Source organism: Bacillus thermozeamaize (assembly GCA_002159075.1).
Taxonomy (GTDB): Bacteria; Bacillota; Bacilli; order ZCTH02-B2; family ZCTH02-B2; genus Bacillus_BB; species Bacillus_BB thermozeamaize.
The window spans coordinates 70,313-94,716 of record LZRT01000036.1 but is presented as its reverse complement, the minus strand read 5'-3'; the positions used below and the strand labels follow the sequence as shown (position 1 = coordinate 94,716).

25 protein-coding genes are annotated in these 24,404 nt (G+C 54.8%); 24 read left to right on the top strand and 1 reads right to left on the bottom strand.

Annotated elements, in window-relative coordinates; all coding sequences use genetic code 11:
• Positions 1-21 precede the first annotated feature (21 nt).
• The 19 genes from BAA01_02770 to BAA01_02680 all read left to right on the top strand — a co-directional run bounded on the left by BAA01_02770 (position 22) and on the right by BAA01_02680 (position 18,051).
• Positions 22-1,203 (top strand): chorismate synthase, encoded by a 1,182-nt coding sequence (locus BAA01_02770; GenBank protein ID OUM89704.1) that lies wholly within the window; start codon positions 22-24, stop codon positions 1,201-1,203.
• A 2-nt stretch (positions 1,204-1,205) separates the two neighbouring features.
• The gene (locus tag BAA01_02765; protein ID OUM89703.1) at positions 1,206-2,363 is read left to right on the top strand and encodes a 3-dehydroquinate synthase; all 1,158 of its coding nucleotides are present in this window, start codon (positions 1,206-1,208) and stop codon (positions 2,361-2,363) included.
• Positions 2,360-2,746 carry a chorismate mutase gene (locus tag BAA01_02760; protein OUM89702.1) on the top strand — a complete coding sequence of 129 codons (387 nt, stop codon included), beginning with the start codon at positions 2,360-2,362 and terminating at the stop codon, positions 2,744-2,746. The genes BAA01_02765 and BAA01_02760 overlap by 4 nt, the downstream gene beginning before the upstream one ends.
• A gap of 354 nt (positions 2,747-3,100) precedes the next feature.
• Entirely contained in the window at positions 3,101-4,150 is a 1,050-nt protein-coding gene (locus BAA01_02755) for an anthranilate phosphoribosyltransferase (protein OUM89701.1), read from the top strand.
• Entirely contained in the window at positions 4,137-4,913 is a 777-nt protein-coding gene (locus tag BAA01_02750) for an indole-3-glycerol phosphate synthase (GenBank protein ID OUM89700.1), read from the top strand. The genes BAA01_02755 and BAA01_02750 overlap by 14 nt, the downstream gene beginning before the upstream one ends.
• On the top strand, positions 4,910-5,557 hold the full coding sequence (locus BAA01_02745) for a hypothetical protein (GenBank protein ID OUM89699.1): 648 nt from the start codon (positions 4,910-4,912) through the stop codon (positions 5,555-5,557). Before BAA01_02750 ends, BAA01_02745 begins: the two co-directional genes overlap by 4 nt.
• The gene (locus BAA01_02740) at positions 5,541-6,752 is read left to right on the top strand and encodes a tryptophan synthase subunit beta (GenBank protein OUM89698.1); all 1,212 of its coding nucleotides are present in this window, start codon (positions 5,541-5,543) and stop codon (positions 6,750-6,752) included. Before BAA01_02745 ends, BAA01_02740 begins: the two co-directional genes overlap by 17 nt.
• Entirely contained in the window at positions 6,739-7,548 is an 810-nt protein-coding gene (locus BAA01_02735) for a tryptophan synthase subunit alpha (protein OUM89697.1), read from the top strand. Before BAA01_02740 ends, BAA01_02735 begins: the two co-directional genes overlap by 14 nt.
• 94 nt (positions 7,549-7,642) lie before the next feature.
• The gene (locus BAA01_02730; GenBank protein OUM89750.1) at positions 7,643-8,740 is read left to right on the top strand and encodes a histidinol-phosphate transaminase; all 1,098 of its coding nucleotides are present in this window, start codon (positions 7,643-7,645) and stop codon (positions 8,738-8,740) included.
• A gap of 48 nt (positions 8,741-8,788) precedes the next feature.
• Positions 8,789-9,802, top strand: coding sequence for a 3-deoxy-7-phosphoheptulonate synthase (locus tag BAA01_02725; protein OUM89696.1), 1,014 nt, complete (start codon positions 8,789-8,791; stop codon positions 9,800-9,802).
• On the top strand, positions 9,799-10,896 hold the full coding sequence (locus BAA01_02720) for a prephenate dehydrogenase (GenBank protein ID OUM89695.1): 1,098 nt from the start codon (positions 9,799-9,801) through the stop codon (positions 10,894-10,896). The genes BAA01_02725 and BAA01_02720 overlap by 4 nt, the downstream gene beginning before the upstream one ends.
• 46 nt (positions 10,897-10,942) lie before the next feature.
• Entirely contained in the window at positions 10,943-12,238 is a 1,296-nt protein-coding gene (locus BAA01_02715) for a 3-phosphoshikimate 1-carboxyvinyltransferase (GenBank protein ID OUM89694.1), read from the top strand.
• Positions 12,239-12,509: 271 nt separating this feature from the next.
• The gene (locus BAA01_02710) at positions 12,510-13,631 is read left to right on the top strand and encodes a hypothetical protein (GenBank protein ID OUM89693.1); all 1,122 of its coding nucleotides are present in this window, start codon (positions 12,510-12,512) and stop codon (positions 13,629-13,631) included.
• A 143-nt stretch (positions 13,632-13,774) separates the two neighbouring features.
• A complete protein-coding gene (locus BAA01_02705) occupies positions 13,775-14,200 on the top strand; it encodes a hypothetical protein (protein ID OUM89692.1) in 426 nt (141 codons plus the stop codon).
• Between the two features lie 178 nt (positions 14,201-14,378).
• Entirely contained in the window at positions 14,379-14,888 is a 510-nt protein-coding gene (locus BAA01_02700; GenBank protein OUM89691.1) for a menaquinol-cytochrome C reductase, read from the top strand.
• A gap of 6 nt (positions 14,889-14,894) precedes the next feature.
• The gene (locus BAA01_02695; protein ID OUM89690.1) at positions 14,895-15,566 is read left to right on the top strand and encodes a cytochrome b6; all 672 of its coding nucleotides are present in this window, start codon (positions 14,895-14,897) and stop codon (positions 15,564-15,566) included.
• Between the two features lie 50 nt (positions 15,567-15,616).
• Complete coding sequence (locus tag BAA01_02690) at positions 15,617-16,435, top strand: cytochrome C oxidase Cbb3 (protein ID OUM89689.1); 819 nt, start codon at positions 15,617-15,619, stop codon at positions 16,433-16,435.
• Positions 16,436-16,537: 102 nt separating this feature from the next.
• Complete coding sequence (locus tag BAA01_02685) at positions 16,538-17,170, top strand: hypothetical protein (protein ID OUM89688.1); 633 nt, start codon at positions 16,538-16,540, stop codon at positions 17,168-17,170.
• A 68-nt stretch (positions 17,171-17,238) separates the two neighbouring features.
• A complete protein-coding gene (locus tag BAA01_02680) occupies positions 17,239-18,051 on the top strand; it encodes a hypothetical protein (GenBank protein OUM89687.1) in 813 nt (270 codons plus the stop codon).
• Positions 18,052-18,076: 25 nt separating this feature from the next.
• Here BAA01_02680 and BAA01_02675 read toward each other — a convergent pair whose 3' ends face one another.
• Positions 18,077-18,973 carry a hypothetical protein gene (locus BAA01_02675; protein OUM89686.1) on the bottom strand — a complete coding sequence of 299 codons (897 nt, stop codon included), beginning with the start codon at positions 18,971-18,973 and terminating at the stop codon, positions 18,077-18,079.
• A gap of 52 nt (positions 18,974-19,025) precedes the next feature.
• Between BAA01_02675 and BAA01_02670 the strand changes: the two genes are divergently transcribed.
• The 5 genes from BAA01_02670 to BAA01_02650 all read left to right on the top strand — a co-directional run bounded on the left by BAA01_02670 (position 19,026) and on the right by BAA01_02650 (position 24,381).
• Positions 19,026-19,829: a 4-hydroxy-tetrahydrodipicolinate reductase gene (locus tag BAA01_02670; GenBank protein ID OUM89685.1), complete on the top strand. Its 804-nt coding sequence runs from the start codon at positions 19,026-19,028 to the stop codon at positions 19,827-19,829.
• A gap of 242 nt (positions 19,830-20,071) precedes the next feature.
• Complete coding sequence (locus BAA01_02665; protein OUM89684.1) at positions 20,072-21,343, top strand: hypothetical protein; 1,272 nt, start codon at positions 20,072-20,074, stop codon at positions 21,341-21,343.
• A gap of 23 nt (positions 21,344-21,366) precedes the next feature.
• Positions 21,367-22,371: a biotin--[acetyl-CoA-carboxylase] ligase gene (locus BAA01_02660; GenBank protein ID OUM89683.1), complete on the top strand. Its 1,005-nt coding sequence runs from the start codon at positions 21,367-21,369 to the stop codon at positions 22,369-22,371.
• Positions 22,372-22,663: 292 nt separating this feature from the next.
• On the top strand, positions 22,664-23,521 hold the full coding sequence (locus BAA01_02655; GenBank protein ID OUM89682.1) for a 3-methyl-2-oxobutanoate hydroxymethyltransferase: 858 nt from the start codon (positions 22,664-22,666) through the stop codon (positions 23,519-23,521).
• The gene (locus BAA01_02650) at positions 23,518-24,381 is read left to right on the top strand and encodes a pantoate--beta-alanine ligase (protein OUM89681.1); all 864 of its coding nucleotides are present in this window, start codon (positions 23,518-23,520) and stop codon (positions 24,379-24,381) included. Before BAA01_02655 ends, BAA01_02650 begins: the two co-directional genes overlap by 4 nt.
• Positions 24,382-24,404: the final 23 nt, after the last annotated feature.

Here is a 24,404-nt window from a genome sequence, read left to right as displayed (position 1 = left end):
TAGGAGTGAAGGAGGGAGTACATGCGATATTTAACCGCTGGTGAATCTCACGGTCCCCAGTTGACGGTGATCGTCGAGGGCATGCCGAGTAATGTCCCTGTCGACGTCGATAAAATCAACGAGCAGCTGGCCCGAAGGCAAAAGGGATACGGACGCGGATTGCGAATGAAAATTGAACAGGATACCGTTCATATCACAGCAGGCGTCCGCCACGGCAAGACGACAGGCGCGCCGGTTTGCATGGTCATCGAAAATAAAGACTGGGCCCATTGGCAGGAGTTGATGGGTGTGGAGCCGCCCCCCGAGGAGGTGCGGGATAAGCGGCGCGTATCAAGACCCAGGCCTGGCCATGCCGATTTAAACGGAGCAATCAAGTATCGGCAATCAGATATTCGGAATATTTTGGAACGATCCAGCGCAAGGGAAACCGCTGCGCGTGTCGCATGTGGCGCGCTTATTCGGCAAATGTTGGAATGTTTTGATATTAAGATTGCCGGACATGTCATCCAGATTGGATCCGCCCGGATTAGCGATCGTGACCATCAAAACGCGCTGACGATGCCGCTTGAAGAACTTCAGTCGATCACCGAACTTTCTCCCGTTCGCTGCATCTGTAAAAAAACGGAACAAGCGATGATCGCTGAGATCGATTTGGCCAAAAAAGAGGGGGATTCCCTCGGAGGGATTGTCGAGGTATTGGCCGATGGCTTGCCGGTTGGCCTGGGCAGCCATGTCCACTGGGATCGCAAGCTGGATGGCCGCCTGGCGCAAGCGATCATGAGCATTCAGGCGTTTAAAGGGGTAGAAATCGGCGAAGGTTTCAGAGCAGGGCAAATGCGCGGTTCAAAGGTGCACGATCCGATTTATTGGTCGAAAGAACGCGGATTTTACAGGCAGACCAACCATGCGGGAGGATTTGAGGGAGGAATGACAACGGGTGAGCGGGTGGTCGTTCGTGGTGCGATGAAACCCATTCCCACGCTCTATAAGCCTCTGCAGAGCGTCGATATTGACACCAAAGAACCTTTTTTCGCCAGTATTGAACGGTCCGACAATTGTGCCGTTCCTGCGGCCAGCGTGGTCGCCGAAGCGGTAGTTGCTTGGGAGCTCGGGGTCGCTTTTCGCGAAAAGTTTGCCGGTGACTCTCTGGAGGAAATGGAGCAAAATTATAAATCTTATCAGACGTATGTAAGGGGATTTTAGCCATGAGACAGCTCACCGTTTCGCTTGGAAAACGTTCCTACCCGATTCTGATCGGCGAATCGCTGTTGAAGTCACTGGGCGATCTCTTCCGAAACGCCGGCATCGATCGGAGACGGAAAATTCTCGTCGTCACCGATCAACATGTGGCCTCTTTTTACCTGCAAACGGTTATGGAACAGTTGCAAAGTCACGGGTATCGCGTTTATTCCAGTATTGTGCCCGCAGGAGAGCAGTCGAAAAGCCTGAAGATTTATGAACAGGTGATCACCCAGGCCCTCGAATACGACCTGGATCGGCAATCCGTCATCGTCGCGCTGGGAGGAGGCGTGGTCGGCGATTTGGCCGGCTTTGTAGCGGCCACTTACATGCGTGGCATCGCCTATGTCCAGCTGCCGACGACGTTGCTCGCCCATGACAGCAGTGTGGGCGGGAAAGTGGCCGTCAACCACGTTCTGGGAAAAAACATGATCGGCGCCTTCCATCAGCCCAAAATGGTCATTTACGATTTGAAGGCCCTGCGCACCCTGCCCAAGCGGGAAATTCTTTCAGGGTTTGCGGAAGTGATCAAACACGCCGCGATTTGGGATGCGGAATTTTTCCAATGGCTTTCTGAACAAGCCCATTTATTGCTCCAGTTGCGCAATGACCTGCTGGAGGATGCGCTTTTCCGTTCCTGCCAGATCAAAGCCCATGTCGTTTCCGAGGATGAGCGTGAAGCGGGGTTGCGCAAAGTGCTCAACTTTGGCCACACGGTCGGCCATGCCCTGGAATCCTACTATGGTTACCGGCGATTGGCGCACGGGGAAGGTGTAGCCATCGGCATGGTTGTGGCCTCGCGAATTGGCGGCAAACTTAATCCGGAAGTGAAGGCCGTCGAAGAGGCGCTGACGGAACTGCTGATGCGTTTTGAGTTGCCCGTCCGCATTCCTGCAGATGCCGATCTGAACAAGATTCTGGAGCTCATCTATCACGATAAAAAAGTCCATCATGGCCATATCCACATGGTCCTGCCAACCAAGATCGGACAGGTCCAGATTGATCAAGTGGTTCCGCCGGAACTCCTCATCCAGGCCATGCAGGAATTGCAGGAGGAAAATCCGCAGGGCTTAAGTGACCCGGTCGATGAGATCTATGCACAAGAGGGGGAAAGCAGCAGATGACTTTCTTGCGCGGGTTTAGGGGAGCCACTACGGTGACCGAGAATTCGGCGGAGGCGATCCTCGAAGCGACCAAAACTTTGATGGAAGCCCTCATCCGGGAAAACCAACTGGTGGCGGAAGATGTTGCCGCAGTATGGTTGACGACGACGGAAGATTTAAATGCTGCTTTTCCCGCGAAAGCTGTCCGCCAAATTCCGGGATGGCAGTGGGTTCCTCTGATGTGCGCCCAGGAGATTCCCGTTCCCGGTTCACTCCCCCGATGCATTCGGGTGATGTTGCTGGCACATACCGACAAGCCGCAACAAGAGATACGGCATATTTTTCTAAACGACGCGGTCACGCTGCGTCCGGATTTGAGCCAAAATGTTGCCCCGTCCTCTTGACAGACGCGGACTGTTCATCTATCCTAAAAACCAAATCCAGCAGATCAAATCCAACAGAATTCAAATATCCTCGATCATCCCTTTTTTCAGTTGAGCTGAGACGAGTCTGAGTCAAGCGGAGAAGAGTTGAGTTGAGCGGAGCGTTAGGGATGGGACACGTGTGTACCCAAAACCAAAGCTTCGGCTTTGGTTTTTTTGTTTTGAACGACGGGCCGAATTTTCCGGATTTTCATTTCCGGATTTTCATAATGATCTTGCCAGACTGCAGACGCGTTTTCGATCTCCTCCGGCAACGGATGCGGTGAAGCTTCTGGCTATCCAAATGGCGGAAGAAATCAGGGAGGGTGTGCACGTATGAGCCTTGTTCAAACTTTCAGTATCATCGACGGGATCCGCAAGGTTGTGGAAGGGCAGGCGCTGACATGTCAAGAGGCATTCCATGTGATGGGGCAGATTATGGATGGCGAAGCTTCGCCAGCGCAAATTTCCAGTTTTATCACAGCCTTGCGGATGAAAGGCGAGACAGTCGAAGAGGTGACCGGCTTTGCGTTGGCGATGCGCGAGCGCATTCAGCATCGCCCGGCAGCCCGTCAAGGCTTGTTGGATACCTGCGGGACAGGTGGTGACGGAGGCCGCACCTTTAACATTTCCACCGCAGCAGCCATTGTGGCCGCTGCCGGGGGAGCCAAAGTGGCCAAGCACGGGAATCGTGCGGTCTCTGGCCAAAGCGGCAGCGCCGATGTGTTGGAGGCATTGCGGATTCGGACCCATCTCCCGCCGCAAAAGGTAAGTCAATGCCTGGAGCAGACGGGTTTTGCCTTTTTCTTCGCACCGCATTTTCACCCGGCGATGAAACATGCCATCGGGCCCAGACGAGAGATCCGGATCAGGACCGTGTTCAACCTCCTGGGCCCGTTGACCAACCCGGCCGGCGCCGAAGCGCAGATCTTGGGCGTCTACGATTCCCGGCTGCTCCAAACGTTGCCGAAAGTGCTGGCCAATCTTGGTGTCCGCAGGGCGCTCGTGGTGGCCAGTGAAGACGGCCTGGACGAAGTGTCCGTGAGTGCGAAAACCCATGTCGCGGAATTGCAGGATGGCCATATCCGGTACTACGCGATGTCCCCGGAAGACTTGGGATTGGACCGTTTTCCCATCAGCAGCGTCGCCGGCGGCCGTCCTGAAGAAAATGCCCGGATCATTGTGGAGGTTTTTAAAGGGGTTCAAGGCGGACCGCGCGACATTGTGTTGGCCAATGCGGGGGCGGCCCTGTATGTGGCAGGAAAAGCCCGCACCTGGCAGGAAGGGGTTCAACTGGCCAGAGAATTGCTGGATTCGGGATGCGCCTATCAAAAGTTGCAGGAGATTAGAGAAGTGACGGAGGCTTTGGCAGATGATTCTCGATAAGATTGTGGAGACAAAAAAACAGGAATTGGCGGCACTCTATGCGATCGAACCAGAAGTGCGGCGGCAGGCCGAGCAGGCTTCCGCCTGCCTTGATTTTATTGCGGCGCTTCGCAATCCCAATCACCGCATGGCTGTGATTGCTGAAGTCAAAAAAGCTTCTCCCTCAAAAGGCGTCATCCGGCAGGAGTTTGATCCCGTAGCCGTCGCCCAAGCTTATGAAAAGGGAGGAGCCGACGCGATTTCCGTCCTCACCGATCAGCAATTTTTTCAAGGCGACCTTCAGTACCTGACCGCCATCAAGAAGCAGGTGAGTGTCCCGGTCTTTCGCAAAGATTTTATCATTGATAAACTGCAGGTATACCAGGCCCGCGCCGCAGGAGCGGACGCGCTGCTTTTGATCGCAGCCATTTTGTCTGACGAACAGCTGAGCGAACTCTATCAACTGACGCAGGGTTTGGGGATGCAGGCGCTGATTGAAGTCCACAGCAAGGAAGAACTGGAGCGGGTGCTCCCCCTGGCACCGAAAATCATCGGCATCAACAACCGGGACTTGCGGACCTTCCACACCGATCTGGCGACCACAGCCCGGCTTCTCCCGTATATCCCTGATGATATTTTGGTGGTCAGCGAAAGCGGCATTTCCACCCCTGAACATATCCGCTGGCTTTCCGAACTGGGAGTGCGGGCCGTGCTGGTTGGTGAACACCTGATGCGCCAACAGGATCTGGCGGCAGCCATTCGGGAGCTGATGCGTGCGCTGTGACAAAGATAAAAATTTGTGGACTGCAAAGCGTTGAAGTGCTAAAATCTATACAAGCGTTGCCAATCGATCTGATCGGATTTGTTTTTGCCGCAAGCCGCCGGCAGGTCACGCTGAAACAGGCCAGGATGCTGGTGAGAGAGGTTCCCTCCTCGATGGGCAAGGTGGGCGTCTTTGTCAACCCGACGCGTGATGAGCTGGATGCCATCCTGGCTGAAGTGCCTCTGACCCATCTCCAGCTTCATGGCCAAGAAGCTCCGGCGTTTTGCGCGGAACTGTCTTGCCGGTACAGGGTGAAAGTGATTAAAGCGTTGCCGGTCAAAAACCTTTCTGAGCTGGAGGCGGATATTTCCAGATACAAGGGGACCGTCGACGGTTTTCTTTTTGACACATTTCATCCGTCGCAGAGCGGTGGAACCGGGAGGCGGTTTTCCTGGGACCTGATTCCGCAGATTCAATTTCTGATCGGAGAAACCCCTTATTGGATTGCCGGCGGCTTGAACCCGGAGAATGTCGGGGATTTGTTGCGGATGTACCGTCCTTACGGCGTAGACGTATCGAGCGGAGTGGAGACCAACGGCAGCAAAGACATCCATAAGATTGCTCAGTTTGTAGAAAAGGTGAGAATGCATGACGCAACCAACTGAACCGGCTGCCCGAGGCAGGTTTGGAAGATACGGCGGCCAATACGTGCCGGAGACATTGATGATGGCCTTGCACCAGTTGGAAGAGGCTTATCTGGACGCGATGTCCGATCCGGCGTTTCACCGCGCGCTGGATGAGCTGCGGCGCCTTTATTCCGGTCGTCCGACACCGCTGACCTATGCCCGTCGCCTCAGCCAGCATCTGGGCGGGGCACAAATTTACTTGAAGCGGGAAGACCTCAACCACACCGGCGCCCACAAGATCAACAACACGCTGGGACAGGCGTTGCTGGCCCAGCGGATGGGCAAGCGGAAATTGCTGGCAGAGACCGGCGCCGGGCAGCATGGTGTGGCTACGGCGACCGTCGCCGCATTGCTCGGGATGGAATGCAAGGTGTTCATGGGCGAAGAGGACACGAAGCGGCAAGCGTTAAATGTGTTCCGGATGAACTTGTTGGGTGCGGAAGTCATCCCGGTCACATCCGGCAGCCGCACCCTGAAAGACGCGATGAATGAGGCCATCCGGTACTGGGTGGCCCACGTGGAAGAGGCGTTTTATGTGCTGGGTTCCGTCGGCGGGCCTCACCCGTATCCGCAAATGGTACGGGATTTTCAGCGCGTCATTGGTGATGAAACCAAACAGCAATGTCTGGAGCAGCTTGGCCGTCTGCCAGATGTCCTGGTAGCGGCAGTTGGCGGCGGCAGCAACGCGATGGGGCTGTTTTATCCCTTTATTGAAGAGGAAGCGGTCCGGCTGGTCGGCGTGGAAGCGGCCGGAAAAGGGCTGGACTCCGGCTTTCATGCCGCCAGCTTGAGCAAGGGGCGCCCTGGGGTCATACATGGCGCCTTTACCTATCTGCTGCAGGATGAGGATGGGCAAATTCAGGAGGCCCATTCCATTTCGGCGGGACTGGATTATCCGGGAGTCGGGCCGGAACACGCCTGGCTGATGGAGACAGGACGGGCACGCTATACGGCGATTCGTGATGATGAAGCTCTTTCCGCGCTGCAAATGTTAAGCCGACTGGAAGGGATCATCCCGGCTTTGGAAAGCGCGCATGCGGTGGCCGAGGCGATCAAGATGGCGCCCCGGATGAAGCCGACTGAGGTACTGGTGATCTGCCTTTCCGGACGAGGGGACAAAGACATGGCCACGGTGATGCAGGCCCTGAAGGAGGGGGAGCATGAACCGCATTGATCAGCTCTTCGCCGAGCCGCGGGACAAAGCGGCTTTCATCCCCTATCTCACTTGCGGCCACCCCAGTCTGGCGGCTAGCCGCAGGCTCCTTCACCTGTTGGAAAAAAACGGCGCCGACTTGATTGAACTGGGCGTTCCCTATTCCGATCCTTTGGCAGACGGTCCGGTCATTCAACAGGCGTCCCAGCGGGCTCTGGCCGCCGGCACGCGTCTTAAGGATGTCTTGGAGGTCGCGGCCCAGGCCAGGGCGGAAGGCCTGCAAGCGGGCCTGATCCTCTTCAGTTACTTCAATCCTCTGCTCCAGTATGGTGTGCCACGGCTGATTGAGACGATGAAAGGGATCGGCATCGACGGATTGATCGTCCCGGACCTGCCGGTGGAAGAAAGCCGGCAGCTGGGGGAGTTGGCGGAACAGGGAGGAATTCACCTGATCCCATTGGCTGCCCCCACCTCGCTGCCGCGTCTGGATCGGATCGTCCAGGAGGCAAGAGGGATGATTTATTGCGTTTCCTCTTTGGGCGTAACGGGCGAAAGGCAGCAGTTTCACGCCGCGCTCACACACCTCATCCAGTCCCTGCGGCAACGCACAAAGCTTCCGCTGGTGGTCGGCTTCGGCGTTTCCAGTGCCCGTCAATACCAGGAACTGGCCGGCCTCTGTGACGGCGTGGTCGTGGGGAGCGCCATCGTCCGGGAAATCGATCGTCATTCCTGCGCATTGCTTTCCGAATCGCCCGCGGACCAGTTGCGCGCTGAAGCGGAAATCACCGCGTTTGTCAGGCAACTGACCGGCAGATAAATCGTGATTTCAACCCGTTGAAATCTTTTTGAGAACATGATTCAATGATAAAAACATATCAAACTAGGATCAGGTGATTTGGATGACCCTATCGATTCGACCCAAACCTACTGTCATTGGCCTACCGATGTATCAGCCCGGCAAACCGATCAAAGAGGTGCAACGGGAGTACGGACTTCGTGACGTGATCAAGCTGGCTTCGAATGAAAATCCCTTCGGCTGTTCGCCGAAGGTGAAAGAGGCAATCCAGCAGGCTCTGGATCACCTGCCTGTCTATCCGGACGGCGCCTTTCGGGAACTGAAACAGGCCCTTGCGCAATTTTATCAGATCGGCGAAGAGCAGGTCATTGTGGGCAACGGATCAGACGAGATTGTCGAACTGATCGCGCGGGCCTATCTGCAACCGGGCACTGAGACGATCATGGCAGACATCACCTTTCCCCGGTATAAAACCAACGCTCAGATTGAAGGGGCCGACGTGATTGAAATTCCTTCCCGCGAAGGCCGTCATGATCTGACGGAGATGCTGAAAGCCATCACTGACAAAACCCGCGTCATCTGGATCTGCAATCCGAACAATCCGACCGGTTGCATCGTGACAAAAGCGGAATTCAGCGCGTTCCTCTCGCAGGTACCGGCCCACGTCCTGGTGGTGGCCGATGAAGCCTATTACGAATATGTCGTGGATGAGGCATATCCGGACTCCTTGTCCTTGCTCAGGGAATATCCAAATCTGATCGTTTTGCGAACCTTTTCCAAAATCTACGGGCTGGCGGCACTGCGTGTCGGATATGCGATCGCACACCCTGAAGTGTTGGATCCATTGCACCGGGTGCGCGAACCGTTTAACGTCAACCACCTGGCACAGGTGGCTGCGCTGGCGGCATTGAGCGATCAGGACTTTGTCCGCCATTGCCGGGCGCAAAACCGGGAGGGAATGCAGCTGATTCAAGAGCGGATCCAGAAAATGAACCTGACAGCGTACCCTTCGGAAGCCAATTTTCTCCTGATCGACCTGAAACGGCCAGCAGGTCCCGTGTTTGAAGCGCTGCTCCGGCAAGGAATCATCGTCCGTTCCGGTGAGGCCTTGGGCATTCCCACGACCATTCGCGTGACCATTGGCACCAGAGAGGAAAACCTGCGGTTTCTGGAAGCGCTGGAATCGGTTCTTGAGGCTCGCCCTTTGTCCTGACATCAAACCGGTCTGGGGGATGCGAGAAACGGATGGGAGGAGAGAAAGATGATTGTCGTGATGAGCCCGCAGGCTAGACAAGAGTCGATTGAAAAGGTAAAAGAGCGTTTGGAGGCGGCTGGGCTTGGCGTACATATTTCCACTGGGGAAAACCGGACCATTATCGGCGTGCTTGGCGACAAGCGAAAAGTAAACATCCAGGCCATTGAGGTCATGGATGATGTGGAAAAAATCGTCCATATCGAAGCCCCCTTCAAGCTGGCCAACAAACAGTTCCACCCCGAACCCACGGTGATCACGGTGGGCGACATCCAAATCGGGGGGGAACAGCTGGTTGTGATGGCAGGCCCTTGTTCGGTTGAAAGCCGTGAACAGCTGCTGGAGACGGCCATGATTGTCAAGGCAGGCGGTGCGCAGATCCTGCGCGGCGGCGCATTCAAACCGCGAAGCTCTCCCTATTCCTTTCAGGGGATGGGGGAGGAAGGATTGAAGATTCTCGCTGAAGCGCGGGAAAAAACGGGGCTGAAAATCGTCTCCGAGGTGATGGATCCGGAAAACCTCCCTTTGCTGCTCGAATACGTTGACATCCTGCAAATCGGCGCCAGAAACATGCAAAACTTCCACTTGCTGAAGGCCGTCGGACGGACAGACAAACCTGTCCTGTTGAAACGGGGCTTGGCCGCCACCATTGAAGAGTGGCTCATGGCCGCCGAATACATCTTGAATGAAGGCAATCATCAGGTGATTTTGTGCGAGCGCGGGATCCGGACGTTTGAAACCTATACGCGAAATACATTGGATCTTAGCGCCGTTCCCGTAATCAAACATCTCAGCCATTTGCCGATTATCGTCGATCCCAGCCACGGTACCGGAAAGTGGCGATATGTGCTGCCAATGGCGCGTGCTGCTGTTGCCGCCGGCGCCGACGGGTTGATCGTCGAGGTTCATCCCCAACCGGAAAAGGCGCTATCGGATGGCCCACAATCCCTGAATCCCGATGCCTACCGCCAGATGATGGATGAAGTTCGCAACATGGCTGCAGTGATGGGCAGAGTGATATGATCCGGGTTGCCATCCTGGGAGTGGGCTTGATCGGCGGCTCGCTGGCATTGTCTTTGCAGCACGATGAAAAGCAGAATATCCGGGTCACGGGGTATGACCTTGACCCATCCACGTTGATGCTGGCCCAACAATTGGGCATCATCCATCATGGAACCATGAACCTGCACGAAGCGACGGCAGAGGCCGATTTTATTTTTCTGTGCACCCCGGTGGACACCATCCTTCACCTTCTCAAGGAACTGGCCAATCTTCCGCTTAAACCAGGATGCATCATTTCTGATACCGGAAGCACGAAAACCAAGGTGGTTGAAACAGGCGTCTCGCTTTTGGGGAAGGAGCGGTTCATTGGCGGCCACCCAATGGCGGGATCGCATCGTTCCGGGGTAGAGGCCGCTTCCGATCGGCTCTTCGAAAATGCCTTTTACGTCTTGACGCCTCATCCCGATACACCGGAATCCTCCCGCAGGCGGCTCATGTCCTTGCTTGCGGGCACGCGGGCGACACTGGTCGAAATGGCGGCGGAAGAACATGATCAGGTGGTCGGCCTGATCAGTCATCTGCCGCATATCATTGCCGCCGCCCTGGTCCGGCAGGTGGCCCGTCATGACCAAGAAAACCAATGGTACAGCCAATTGGCCGCAGGCGGCTTCCGTGATCTGACCCGCATTGCTTCCAGCAATCCCATCATGTGGCGGGATATCCTGTTGCAAAATGGACATGTTTTGTTGCAATTGCTGGATGAGTGGCAATGGGAAATAGCCAGGATCAAGCGCTTGCTTGCACAAAGAGATGAAAAAGCCATTTATCATTTTTTTGACGAGGCACGAACCTTCCGGGAGCAGATTCCGGAACGGAAAAAGGGAATCTTGCCCCCTCTTTACGAATGTTATGTGGATATTCCCGATCGTCCGGGCATCATCGGTGAGGTGGCGACCATTCTCGGCGACAGGCAAATCAACCTGACCAATATCCAGATCATTGAAAACCGAGCCGACATCCCGGGGGTTTTAAGGCTTTCTTTTCGCCAACAGGAAGATTTGGAGAAAGCGATCGAAGCGCTTCAGAGCAAAGGATTCCAAGTGTATCGCAGATAGCAGGTGCAGGTTTGCAAAAGAAGATCTTTTATTTTGGAGGAAGCCGATGACCGAGTTACACGTCGAAGAAGCAGCCAAATCGCTCGCTGGAACAGTGCGGGTGCCAGGGGACAAATCGATCAGCCACCGCGCCATCATGCTGGGTTCAGTGGCTGACGGACCGACCCGCATCCACGGTTTTCTGGTGGCAGAAGATTGCCTCAGGACAGTCGATTGCTTTCGTAAAATGGGAGTCGCGATCAGTCAGCCCTCAGCGGATGAAGTGGTTGTGGATGGAAAAGGTTGGGAGGGACTTCGCGAACCGGATGCCGTTCTGGATGTAGGCAACTCGGGAACCACGATTCGCCTGCTGTTGGGGATCCTTGCCGGGAGGCCCTTTCACAGCGTGATTCAGGGGGATGCATCGATTGCACGCCGGCCGATGAAACGGGTGGTCAAACCGCTGCGGGAAATGGGCGCGCATATTGATGGGCGGCAAGAAGGAAATTACGCTCCGCTGGCCGTGCGGGGCGGAAGCCTGACCGGCATCGAATATACCTCTCCGGTGGCCAGTGCGCAGGTCAAATCCGCCATCCTCTTGGCAGGCCTGCAAGCCACCGGCAAGACGATGGTGCATGAACCCTGCCCCTCCCGCGATCACACGGAACGCATGTTGTCTGCCTTTGGCGTCACCGTGACAAGGCAGGGAAGCACCACCATCGTCGACGGCATGCAGCGCCTGCAAGGAGGCGTGCAACTCCGGGTACCGGGAGATATTTCTTCCGCCGCCTATTTCCTGGTGGCCGCCAGCCTGGTGAAGGGAAGCAGCCTCCTCCTGAAAGAGGTCGGCATCAATCCGACGAGAACAGGCATTCTTGATGTACTTCAGGCGATGGGAGGAAGCGTAGAGATTCTGAACCGACAAACCTGGGGAGATGAACCGGTGGCAGACCTGCTCGTTCAAGCATCTGACCTGCAGGCCACCGTGATCGAAGGAAATCTGATCCCGCGGCTCATCGACGAGATACCTGTCATCGCCGTCTTGGCCACGCAGGCAGAGGGGACAACCATCATCCGTGACGCGCAGGAATTGCGCGTCAAAGAAACCGATCGCATTGCCACCGTCAGCCGCTTTTTGAAAGACATGGGTGCGAATGTGGAACCCACTGCAGACGGCATGATCATTCATGGGCCCACGCCGCTGAAAGGGGCGGTTGTTGATACATCCGGCGACCATCGCATCGGCATGGCGGCGTTTGTCGCCGGGCTGATCGCCTCAGGGAGGACACGGATTTGCAATGCCGAAGCGATCAACGTTTCTTTTCCCGGGTTTGCCGAACAATTTCGGCAGCTGCTCCGCTGAGAACAGCACGGGGCAGCTGCTGGACACGTTTAATGCAACAAACTTTTAACTGGAACAAAAATTCCGTTGACTGTAAGCGTTTTCTGTATTATACTTTCCTTACAGTATGGTTTCTCTCCACTCCTATCCATCTACCCACTCAGAAATGAGTGGCTATTTTTTTTTGCCTGTTTGCATAACCTCTGCCGCAACTGCAACATACTAACATGGAACAAACAAGAAAGACGTGCGTTTCACTGCGAGGATCAGGATGGCAAAGGAGTTGTGTGATTTGAATGTAGCGGACTTGCTCAGTTATGCCGACATTCATCAACTGAACCGGATGGCCCAGCGGCTGGAGTGTGTCTGCGACACCCATTCAAAGCAGCAACTCATTCAATCCATTCTCATCCGGATGAAACAAAAAGGGATCTATGGCACCGAACTAAATGAACTGGCGAAAGAAGAACTGCTTTTTTTAATGCTGCTGGCCTTCGATCGCAGAGATTGGCTCTCCTTGGAAGAATTGACGGCCAAAGCGACCTTGTCTGTGACTCATACAAAATCCTCCAGACCGATCAGGCATCTCATCACGGAAGCGCTGGCCAGCGGCTGGCTGTTTCGTGGCGTCAGCCGCAACACGCAGGATCTCTTCCGTATTCCCCGTGATTTGAATGATGAAGTGATTTCCCAAATTCGTCGTGAGTACGGCCGGCACCTGGAAACGCTTCGCCTACCTCCGATGGTTTATCGGGATGAAGGGGATAGCCTTTTGTCAGACATCCTGTTGTTTTTAAACTATATTCACCGCACGGAAGTGCGGCTCACCGCCGAAAAGGTGATTTATAAGCGGCATCTGCAACAGATGTTGACGCAAATGTCCGTCCGGGAAGAGATCCCTGCCCAAAGCGGCTGGCGATTTGGCTATGGCTTCCACTTCCGATACTATCCTGACCGCTTTTCCCTCATTCATGATGTGTGTTTGATATTGCATCTGATCAAAGAGGAACGTGAATTTGTCGAACTGACGGAGAAGGGCAAGCTTTATCTTGCCTCTCCCCAACTTTTGAGCCTCGTCCCGGTATACAGGACATGGATCCGGATCTATAAACATCCGATCCCGCTTCTGCCCATCCTTACAAACCTCGTGGGGTTGTTATGCGACGGCCAATGGGTGAGCCTTTCTTCCTTGTTTGCTGTCATGCGTCCTTGGATCGCTCCTTTTTATTACGACTCCCCGGAACAAGTTTTTGAACAACGGATCATCAAAATGATGGTCCACATGGGAATGCTGCAGATGGCAACCTTACCTGAAGGGGCGGCCATCCGTCTGAGCGAAGTTGGAAAGAGGCTGCTCGAACAGGTGAGGAGTTTTGAGGCAACGCCGATCCCGACGCATGCCGCTCCCGATTAAGCCAACGGGTCCTTGTCTGCCGGTGTGCATGTTTGCGGTGCGTATGTTTGAAGTTTGCCCGATTTTCCTTTATCTTGTTCTCGGGAACCAGTCTCAGACGCTGGCAACCCGTTTTTTTATGGCGACAGGAGGAGGCCGGAAATATGGATTATTATGAACTGAAACAGGAGACGTACAAAGAACATGCCGAGTACCTGGATACGCTGCTGGCGCCTTTGCATTGGGTGGATGTTTCGCAGGAATTTCGGCAAATCCAGGAGCAGTCAGTACAACTGTTGGAATTCTGTCAAAAAGTTGAACAGCCCCTGACGGGCAGGGTGATTCTGTTGCCGGAGTTTTGGGTGACAAAAGAAGACTGGGAAAACCAACTTGATCAATGGAGCAGGATGCTGCTCAAAGAGCCGTTCCGTTACCTGGTATTCGTTGGCGCTGGATTGGGGAAGAATGAGCGGGAGCCTCTCCGCCGGTTCCGTCCGGATGCCGAGGTCTACCTTGTCGATCTGGCCCAACCGCTGGCGCCTGCGGATGTCTATCAGTTTCTGATCCGCACCTGGTCCCAGGCAAGGTGAGGGCCAACCGGCGGGCGGGAATGGAGCGCATGCATAACTGGAAGGTTCCATGCTCACCTTAAATATGAACCACATTTGTCATAACTTGACACCCTACATGCAAGGGGCTATGATGGATTATGTCCTAGTACATATGTGGTAGTTCGGCCAGCCATTTCAAAGAAGAGGGGGTTAGGCAATGAGCGACAGGAAACGGATCTCGAGGCGAACCTTCCTGATGTACTCCCTGATGGGGACAGGAGGATTCTTGGCAGCAACCATCCTCACCCCACTGGTTCGTTTTGCCATCGATCCCGCCTTAAAAGCCAAGGACGATTCCGATTGGGTTCCAGTTGGAGACATCAGTGAATTCGGACCGGAACCGAAAAAGAAAGACTTTAAGGTGAAACAGGTCGACGGCTGGTACAAATCGGAAGTTGTGCTGTCCGCGTGGATTATGGTGGAAAACGGGAAAGTCCTCGCGCTTTCTCCTGTTTGCAAGCACCTGGGCTGCACGGTCAACTGGAACGGTTCACCCGACAGGCCGAATCATTATTTTTGCCCATGTCACTTCGGCTTTTACGAAAAGAGCGGGAAGAACGTTCCCGGAACGCCGCCACCAGCCCCGCTGGATGAGTACGAAACGAAGGTGGAGGGCGGGAAACTGTACCTTGGAAAAATCATACCGAACCGCCTGGTCAGGGGGTGATAAACCGTGATACAACGATTGTATGACTGGATGGACGAGCGGCTTGACATCACTCCAATTTGGCGGGACCTGGCCGACCATGAGGTTCCGGAGCATGTCAACCCGGCTCACCATTTTTCGGCTTTTGTCTATTGTTTCGGAGGGTTGACCTTTTTTGTTGTGATGATCATGATCCTCTCTGGTATGTTCCTGGCCATGTATTATGTGCCGGATATCGTCAATGCGCATGCTAGCGTGGACTACTTGCAACATCAGGTGGCCTTCGGTCAAATCGTTCGCGGGATGCACCACTGGGGAGCCAGTGTGGTCATCGTCATGTTGCTGCTGCACACGTTGCGCGTATTTTTCACCGGTTCCTACAAAAAACCCAGAGAAATGAACTGGGTCGTCGGCGTCCTGATTTTCTTCGTGATGCTGGGTTTGGGCTTTACCGGTTACCTGTTGCCTTGGGACAACAAGGCTTACTTTGCGACCAAAGTCGGGGTGGAGATTGCCGGCAGCGTGCCTTTCTTGGGCGGGTTCATTAAAACGTTGCTGACCGGTGGAAATATCGTCGGCGCCGTCACGTTGACGCGCTTCTTCGCGATTCACGTATTCTTCCTGCCTGCCGCTTTGTTGCTCTTGCTGGGAGCCCACTTTGTGCTGATCCGCCGACAAGGAATTTCCGGGCCGCTATGATGGCACATTCATGCCCGCTTTGGAGTCCATGGAGATAAGGGGGGGAACTGATGGCACGAGAACCAAAAGAGATTGTCTATGTCGGAGATTCTCGTGTTCGTGCGGAGCGCCGGCCGAACATTCCGCGCGATTACGATGAATATCCGGGCAAGACGGAAGCCTTCATGCCAGACTTCTTGCTCAAAGAATGGATGGTGGCTGCCGTTTTTCTGGTGGGCTTCATGTTGTTGGTGATTTTACACCCTGCCCCATTGGAAGAAGTGGCCGATCCGACCAATACGGCCTACACGCCTTTGCCTGACTGGTATTTCCTGTTTCTCTACCAGTTGCTGAAATATCCATTCGCCTCAGGGCCTTTTGTGGTTGTCGGTACGGTCATCATCCCGGGGATTGCATTTGGCGCCTTGCTTTTGGCGCCCTGGCTGGATCGCAGCCCGCATCGCCGCGCCTTGAAACGGCCCATTGCCAGTGGCGTCATGCTGCTGTCGCTGGCCGCCATCATCTATCTGACATGGGCTGCAGTGGCTCAGCATGAGGCCATGGAGGCTGCGTCAGGGAAAACGGGAAGCGGCACGCCGATGGAAAAGGCCAAAGTCGAACTCGTGGAGCCGGACAGTGAAGGGGCGCAGATTTTCGCCTCCCAGTCCTCATGTACCGGCTGTCATGGAGCCAACTTGCAAGGTGGCATGGGTCCGTCGCTGCTGGGTGTCGGTGATCGCTTGAGCGCAGAAGAGATTGCCGATGTGATCAAGAACGGGCGGGGAGCAATGCCTCCCGGCGCCTTTACCGGCTCTGATGCGGAGTTGAACACGTTGGTGGAATGGCTTGCAAAACAGAAGGCCAATCCTGAGGCAAAAGAAGAAAAATAAGCTGGAATCGAAGTTGGAAACATCAACGATGGAGCATGAACGAATGGAAGCATTGCGAAGAACTGGCCCTCCAGGCCAGTTTTTCTTTTAGGGAGAGAGTGGTTGATGAACGCTTGGAATTGGTTGGCACAGGCCGTCTTTCGCCGTCCCTTTTTGCATATCCTGTTCGTCATCAATCTTCTAGGCACCGTCTACGGTTATTACTGGTACCGGTATCAGTACGCAGAAACGCCTTTTTACTACTTGCCGTTTGTCCCGGACAGTCCGACAGCCAGCCTGTTTTTTACAACGGTATTGATTTTGTTCATCATGGGCAGGCGCAATCCCTACCTGGAGGCGTTTGCCGCGGTGACCCTGTTCAAATACGGGATATGGGCCGTCGCGGCCATATTTGCCGGCGCCTGGCTGGTGCAGCCGTCTGTCAGGGCGATGTTGTTGTTCGAGACCATTCCGGCGGCCAATTGGATGCTTGTCTTCTCACATGCCGGGATGGCCTTGGAAGCCCTGCTGTTCACGCGTTACTATACTTTCGGGTACCGGCACCTGCTGGTGGTTTCGATTTGGATTTTTGCCAATGATTTCATGGACTACGTCTTTGACCTTCATCCATGGGTTCACCCTTCCCTGGATCCCTTTATGGCGCAGCTGGGTTTTTTTACGCTGTGGTTAAGTGTGCTCAGCTTGACCGTCTTTTCTCTAACCGTCGACAGGCGTCAACTGCGGAGCATGCGGTAAAGTTGTCCCCGCTTGGCATGGCATAAACTTGTCCTTCCTTCATAGAGATGTATGGAGGGGGGAAGGCCATGATGAAGAAGATGCGGCACTATGTCCTGTGCGGATTGTTTGCTTTCTCATGTATCGTCCTGCCTGCGTGTGCGGCGTTGCCCGGCATTGTGCCATCCCCGCCACAGGCAGATGGCGCCGTCCATGAACAACAATTTCTCGAAAAAACCCACCAGCTGCAGTCACTCCTGGAAAAGGACCGTTTTCTTGAGGCAAGACAACTGCTCATGCAACTGAATCAAATGTTTACACAACTGCCGTTTGACCGGAAAACAACCGTTGAGGGAATACAGGCCCTTTCCGATACCATGATTCAACTGAAGCATCTTTTGGCCGACGTTCAGTTGCAACCGGAAAAAATCCGGAAAACGGCGCGTCAACTCACCATTGCGGCGGATGCGTTGGTCCATTCCGGACAGTCCTCAAAGCAAGTTTTGTGGAAAGAACATGCCCGCCAGATGTTGTCGCTGGTGCAAACGATGCGCGAGCAGCATCCCGACAGACAATCTTTTCAACAGTTGCAGGAGCGTTATACCGACATCCGTCCCGCCTTGCTGGTCAGTCAACCTCCGGAACTGGTTGCGCAACTGGATGCGCTTTTCGCACGCATGAAACAGCTGTATCTCCAAAACGCACCAGCGCCTCAGGAGCTGTCGATGGTTCTCACGCAATGGGAAGATCTTTTCAAACAAGCCTACACCGGCAAAGACAGGCCCACCTTTGCCGAGGTCATGAAAACCCCCTTGAATCAGTTGATCCTGGGCTTATCCTCCTTTGTCATCTTATCCTTGGCCTATGCCGCGTGGTGCTACCGCGCTTTTCAGGACACATAAAACCGGCCAAACCTGCCTCCCTTTTTCATTGATGCTGCTCTTCCCGGTAAAAACCTTCACCCAGGACATTGCTGGCATCACTGATCACGACAAAAGCGTGCGGGTCCACTTGACGGACGATCCCTTTCAAACGATTCAGTTCTGGACGGGAGACGACCACATAAATCACCTCTTTCTCTTCCTTCGTAAAACCCCCTTTGCCTTTCAACAACGTGGTTCCTCGATCCATTTGCTCCACGATCAGGCGGCTGATTTCCTGGGCACGCTCAGAAATGATGATGGCCGCCTTGGCCGCATACATTCCTTCCTGGACGACGTCAATCACTCTTGCTGCCAGAAATACCAGAATGAGCGTGTACATCGCCTTTTCCCGGCCAAGATAGATGGACGAAGCGCCGATGACGAACAAATCAAAGGTAAACATCGTCCGGCCGATACTCCAACCGAGATACTTATGTGCCAATCTGGCCAGGATGTCGACACCGCCCGTTGTCCCTCCAAAGCGGAAAATTATCCCCAAACCCAGGCCGATCGTCACCCCGGCGTACAGAGAAGCCAGCAACAAATCTCCCTCGATCGGGGAACCCATGTCTTCAAACAGCCATAAAAAAAAGGAAAAGCAAATGGTTCCCCAAATGGTGTATCCCATCGCTCGTCTTCCCAGGTAGATCCAGCCGACCAAAAAAAGAGGGAGGTTCAGCAACAGGGATGTGATTCCGGGTGACCAGTTAAAAAGATACTTCAGCAGGATCGCCACGCCGGTAAATCCGCCTTCGCCCAATTCATTGGCAATCGTAAAATAATTTACCCCAAAACCGGCGATGGCCCCTCCGACCGCGATGGCCAGTACATTTTTGACGGACAAGATATCCCTCCTCGGTGACTGTATCTCATTGCATCTTTCCCTAAAATCCTTTACCATGGACAATGAAATGAATGGAGAAGCCTCAGGACGACGTGAAAGGAGAATCAGCATGTCAGGGATACGGGTGGCGGTGGCCGGAGCAAAAGGCCGGATGGGGCAGGAAGTGGTGAAGATGGTGCTGAATGATCCCGAACTGTCGTTGGTTGCAGCCATCGATTCCAAGCTGGACGGGGTTCCTGTCTCTGAAGTTCTCGGTCTGGAAACACCCGTTTTGTTTTATCGTTCACTGTCCTATGCGCTGGATGCGACCAAACCGGACGTGTTGGTCGACTTTACCGTTCCGGATACGGTCAAGGCCAACGCGGAGGTCGCCATTGACTCCGGCGTGCGCCCGGTGATCGGCACCACCGGTTTGCAGCTTGAGGAGATCGAACAATTGGACAGCCGCTGCCGGCAACAAGGGATCGGCGGGGTCGTCGCGCCTAATTTCGCCATTGGCGCTGTGTTGATGATGCATTTTGCCGCATTGGCCGCAAAATATTTTCCGCACGTGGAGATTATTGAATATCATCATGATCAAAAGCTGGACGCGCCCTCCGGGACTTCTTTGAAAACAGCCGAACTCATTTCAATGGCCCGCAAGGAAATGAGGCAAGGGCATCCTCAGGAGGAAGAACGGCTGGACGGCGTGCGAGGCGGGTATTATCACGGGTTTCGGATTCATAGCGTGCGTCTGCCCGGTTTGGTCGCGCACCAGGAAGTCCTCTTCGGCGCACCGGGTCAGACGCTGAGCATTCGGCACGATTCGATGAATCGGGAATCGTTCATGCCAGGGGTGAATCTGGCGATTAAAAAAGTGATGACGCTTCAAGGGATGGTTTACGGACTGGAACACCTGCTGGAACTGGACTAAGCGGCTAAAAGCGCAATGGCGCCTTCATGCGCTTCATGTGCTGAATCAGCTTCGACAAGATGACGGCGCAAGTGGCCAGATAACGCATTTTCATCCCTCCTGAACGAATGTCGCGCGTGTTTCGCCGGTAAAGCATCTCAAGTATCATTATATCCCTTCATCGCACAATTGGAACATCAAAGGCGCTTCGAAGCAAACGTTCGGCGGAAGAAAAAGGTTGATTAAAGGAAATGTGGCAACCGATGGAGCAACGGGGTGAACATGTGCCGCAAACCGATCGCAAGCGGGAAAAAGCGCACCAAATCATGGCGCGTTTGCAGGAGGCCGGGTTCCAGGCTTATCTTGTGGGCGGTTGCCTTCGTGACCTCTTGCTCGGACGGCCCGTCCACGATTACGATATCGCGACCGACGCCCGGCCGGAAGAGGTGATGCGGTTATTCCCGTCGGCGGTTCCGACTGGCCTGCAGCACGGGACGGTAACCGTCATCATCGAACACGAACCTTATGAAGTCACCACCTTCCGCAAAGAAGTGGGCTATCACCGCCATCGTTGGCCCGAGGTGGTCTACGTCAATCAACTGCATACGGATCTTGCACGGCGTGACTTTACCATCAATGCGATGGCCTTGTCCCGTCAAGGCGACTGGATTGATCCTTTCGGCGGGCGACAGGATCTGGAAAATCGGACGATCCGCGCGGTGGGAGATCCCGCCCGGCGTTTTGAAGAGGATGCCCTGCGGATGTTGCGAGCCATCCGGTTTGCCGCTGAATTAGGCTTTCGGATTGAGCCCCTGACCTGGAAGGCGATTCGCACTCACGCCCATCTGCTGAGGGAGATATCGGTCGAGCGGATCCAACAAGAGGTGCAGCGAATCCTGGCATCCCCGCATCCGGATAACGGCTTGTTCCTGTTACAGGAAGGCGGGTTGAAGGGATATATCCAACCATTGTGTCAACTGGGGCCCTGGACGATGGAGGAGCTGGCGCCGCTGCCTCGCCTGGCGCCGCTTGCAAGCAGGTGGGCCTACCTGTTTTTGCTCCACAGCCGGCGCCCAGACGTTGACGCGAACCCTGAACAGTTTGCCCGCAGCGGCTTGCGTGCCCTGCGCTGTTCCCGCAAGCTGATTCAGGAGGTCCAAGGGGCCATTCGGCTGGTTCGGGCGCGGGAACGGGGAGAATCCATTCACCGTTTGTTGCTCTATCATGAAGACCAACGCGTGAAAGAGGCCATCTGCCTGTACGGTGCGGTGAAGGGAATACCGCCGCAGGTATTGGAACGACAAGTGGCCGACGTCGATGTTGCGGCCTCTCAACTCGTGATCCGGGATCCGCGGCAGATGCAGGTTAATGGCGATGATCTGAGGCATGTCATCCAGGCGGCGCCGGGTCCCTGGATTCACAAACTGCTGCAACGGCTGTATGAGGAAGTGGCGTTGGGAGAGCTCCCAAATGACAAACAAACCATCCTGGCGCGAGCAACCAGACTGTATGACCGTTGCCGTTCCGAAGTTTGATGGAAGTTTGATGGAGGCCAAACGTGAAAAAGGAACTGCTGCAGTACTTCTATCAGGAACCATCGCAATTTTTTTCTGGCGAAAAATTGAGCCGCCGTTTTCACTGCACCCGGGCAACCATCTGGAAAACCATTGAAGAACTTCGAAAAGAAGGTTACCAGATTGAAGCGGTTCCCAATCGGGGTTATCGGCTCCTCTCCACTCCCGACAGGCTCTATCCGCATGAAATTCAGGCCAGGTTGACGACCGCCTGGGCCGGCCGGCACATCCAGTATCATTCCCGCATTCCCTCCACGCAACTAAAAGCGCACGAAATGGCCAAGGGAGGGGCAGAGGAAGGCACGTTGGTCATTGCAGAGGAGCAGACCGGCGGCAAGGGCCGCCTTGGCCGTCCGTGGCATTCGCCAGAAGGAACCGGCATCTGGATGAGCCTGATTCTGCGGCCAAAATTGCCGTTGGAACAATTGCCCAGAATCACCCTGGTAACCGCCGTGGCGATCGTGGACGCCATTCGGCACGAACTCCGGCGCCATGCGCACCCCTTGCCGCCAGAGACAATCCGGATCAAATGGCCCAATGACGTTTATGTGGTCCTAAACCCAAAAGAGCGCAAAAAAGTTTGCGGCATTCTCACGGAAGTCAACGCTGAGATTGACCGCGTCAATTACTGTATCCTCGGGATCGGAATCAACGTCAACCAAAAAGCACAAGACTTTCCAGAGGAGCTGCGCCACAAGGCCACTTCCCTGGCTTTGTCCAGTGGCGCGCCCTGGAACCGGGTCAAGCTTGTGACAGCCTTTCTCGCCCGTTTTGAAACATTGTACGAAACCTTTCAGCAGCATGGTTTTCAGGCGATCAAAAGCCTCTGGGAAGAGCGGGCCTTTCCTATCGGTACGCCCATCCAGGTGCATATCCAAGACCAATTGGTTTCCGGAACCTATCAAGGGATTACAGAACAGGGCGCATTGCTTTTTGGCCATCCGAACGGGCAGTTGGAGATGATCCATTCCGGTGATGTTCTGGTGTGACATGGGTTGGCCTGGACGCCAAGTTGTGAAAAAATCGTGACAATACGCCGTTTATCATGATATAATCCTCTTATGGGAAGATGGTATCGCTTGCGAACCATACTTCGCCGGGAATCATCAGGTTTCCTTTTTCCTTATTCAGATTTAAGAGCGTGAAAAGTTCAAAAAGGACATTCTGCTCTGAGCCGTAAGGACCGAGACAGAGGACTGAGGATCGATGCGAAGAATGCCACGCCCTCCATCTCGGAGGGCTTTTTGCTTGCGCGGTTCAGGGAGAAGATGGGAGGTTCCAATGAAGCAAAAAATCACGCTGACCGATCTGCAGAAGAAAAAACAGGAACGGACCCCGATCGTCATGGTGACCGCCTACGATTACCCGAGCGCCAGGCTGGCCGATGAAGCCGGCGTCGACATGATCCTGGTCGGGGATTCGCTGGGCATGGTCGTGCTCGGTTACGAGTCGACTGTGCCCGTCACACTGGAAGACATGCTGCATCATACGAAAGCGGTAACACGAGGCGCCAAACAGGCGTTTGTCGTCGCTGATCTGCCCTTTCTGACAGCTCACTTGGGCGTTGAGCCGACGCTCAAGGCTGCGGGACGGCTGATGCAAGAGGGATTGGCGCAAGGCGTCAAGATGGAAGGCGGAAAGGAGATTCTCCCGCAAGTGCGCGCCTGTGTCCAGGCCGGCATCCCTGTTGTCGGGCACCTCGGGTTGCTTCCGCAGTCCATTCACCAAATCGGGGGATATCGCGTGCAAGGGAAGGAGCTGGCATCTGCCGAAAAACTGCTTGAAGATGCCAAGGCCCTGGAAGAGGCAGGTGTGTTCGCCCTCGTCTTGGAGTGTGTGCCTGGACCGCTTGCTTCCTTGGTTTCCGAGACCCTGTCCATCCCCACCATCGGCATCGGCGCAGGCGTGGGATGCGACGGGCAAGTTCTGGTGTTTCATGACCTGCTCCAGTACGCCTCAGGCCTTACGCCGAAATTCGTTAAAGCGTATGCAGAGGTTGGCGCGACGATTCGCAACGCCATCGCCAGCTATGCACAGGAAGTCAGAGAGAGGAAATTTCCCGGGCCTGAACACACCTTTTCAATGGATGAAAGCGTCCTTCGCCAACTGCGTCATCGAAGGAGTGAGATTAGGTCATGAGCGCGAGAAGGCCGATGGAAGTCATCACAACGATTGAAGCCCTTCGCTCCCGTCTCGCCCAGGAGAGGCAGGCCGGAAAACAAATCGGTCTGGTTCCGACGATGGGATACCTCCATGCAGGGCATCTCAGTCTGATCCGCAAAGCCAGGGAAGAATGCGACTGTGTGGTCATGAGCCTGTTTGTCAACCCGCTGCAGTTCGGCGAAAACGAGGATTTTGACCGGTATCCGCGTGATTTTGAACGGGATCGAACGATGGCGGAGGAAGCCGGGGTGGATCTGCTGTTTTATCCCTCCGTCGAAGAGATGTATCCTCGCCGCATCTTGACCACGGTCCATGTTGCCGGGCTGACGGAGCGGTTGTGCGGCCGCTCGCGCCCGGGTCACTTTGATGGTGTCGCCACTGTAGTCAGCAAGCTGTTTCACATTGTCTGCCCTGACCGGGCGTACTTTGGCCAAAAAGATGCGCAACAGCTGGCGGTCATTGAGCGCATGGTAGAGGATCTGAACATCCCCGTCAAGGTGGTCGGTTGTCCCATCATCCGGGAGCCGGATGGCCTGGCCATGAGTTCGCGCAATGTCTATCTCACCCCTGAAGAGCGGAAAGCCGCTCCCACACTCTACCAGGCGCTGCAGGAAGGGGAAAGGTTGATCCGCGGCGGCGAACGCAACCCCAATGTGGTTCTGCAGACGGTGCGGCAGCAGATTGAGCGGGCGAAAGTTTTCCGGCTGGATTACCTGGAACTGCTCAGTTACCCGGACCTGGAGCCGCTGGATGCGATCGGCGGCAAGGTGATTTTGGCTGTCGCCGCCTGGCTGGGTCGAACACGGCTGATTGACAACACGATCATCGAAATCTAAAAAACTGAAATCATGCATGGCAA

Bases quoted from the DNA above. Each gene is read 5' to 3' on its own strand.
- BAA01_02670 (OUM89685.1), top strand. From the start codon at position 19,026: ATGTCAGGGATACGGGTGGCGGTGGCCGGAGCAAAAGGCCGGATGGGG.
- BAA01_02705 (OUM89692.1), top strand. From the start codon at position 13,775: ATGGATTATTATGAACTGAAACAGGAGACGTACAAAGAACATGCCGAG.
- BAA01_02725 (OUM89696.1), top strand. From the start codon at position 8,789: ATGATTGTCGTGATGAGCCCGCAGGCTAGACAAGAGTCGATTGAAAAG.
- BAA01_02700 (OUM89691.1), top strand. From the start codon at position 14,379: ATGAGCGACAGGAAACGGATCTCGAGGCGAACCTTCCTGATGTACTCC.
- BAA01_02675 (OUM89686.1), bottom strand. From the start codon at position 18,973: ATGGTAAAGGATTTTAGGGAAAGATGCAATGAGATACAGTCACCGAGG.
- BAA01_02655 (OUM89682.1), top strand. From the start codon at position 22,664: ATGAAGCAAAAAATCACGCTGACCGATCTGCAGAAGAAAAAACAGGAA.
- BAA01_02720 (OUM89695.1), top strand. From the start codon at position 9,799: ATGATCCGGGTTGCCATCCTGGGAGTGGGCTTGATCGGCGGCTCGCTG.
- BAA01_02690 (OUM89689.1), top strand. From the start codon at position 15,617: ATGGCACGAGAACCAAAAGAGATTGTCTATGTCGGAGATTCTCGTGTT.
- BAA01_02740 (OUM89698.1), top strand. From the start codon at position 5,541: ATGACGCAACCAACTGAACCGGCTGCCCGAGGCAGGTTTGGAAGATAC.
- BAA01_02760 (OUM89702.1), top strand. From the start codon at position 2,360: ATGACTTTCTTGCGCGGGTTTAGGGGAGCCACTACGGTGACCGAGAAT.
- BAA01_02665 (OUM89684.1), top strand. From the start codon at position 20,072: ATGGAGCAACGGGGTGAACATGTGCCGCAAACCGATCGCAAGCGGGAA.
- BAA01_02650 (OUM89681.1), top strand. From the start codon at position 23,518: ATGAGCGCGAGAAGGCCGATGGAAGTCATCACAACGATTGAAGCCCTT.
- BAA01_02680 (OUM89687.1), top strand. From the start codon at position 17,239: ATGATGAAGAAGATGCGGCACTATGTCCTGTGCGGATTGTTTGCTTTC.
- BAA01_02755 (OUM89701.1), top strand. From the start codon at position 3,101: ATGAGCCTTGTTCAAACTTTCAGTATCATCGACGGGATCCGCAAGGTT.
- BAA01_02750 (OUM89700.1), top strand. From the start codon at position 4,137: ATGATTCTCGATAAGATTGTGGAGACAAAAAAACAGGAATTGGCGGCA.
- BAA01_02715 (OUM89694.1), top strand. From the start codon at position 10,943: ATGACCGAGTTACACGTCGAAGAAGCAGCCAAATCGCTCGCTGGAACA.
- BAA01_02770 (OUM89704.1), top strand. From the start codon at position 22: ATGCGATATTTAACCGCTGGTGAATCTCACGGTCCCCAGTTGACGGTG.
- BAA01_02765 (OUM89703.1), top strand. From the start codon at position 1,206: ATGAGACAGCTCACCGTTTCGCTTGGAAAACGTTCCTACCCGATTCTG.
- BAA01_02735 (OUM89697.1), top strand. From the start codon at position 6,739: ATGAACCGCATTGATCAGCTCTTCGCCGAGCCGCGGGACAAAGCGGCT.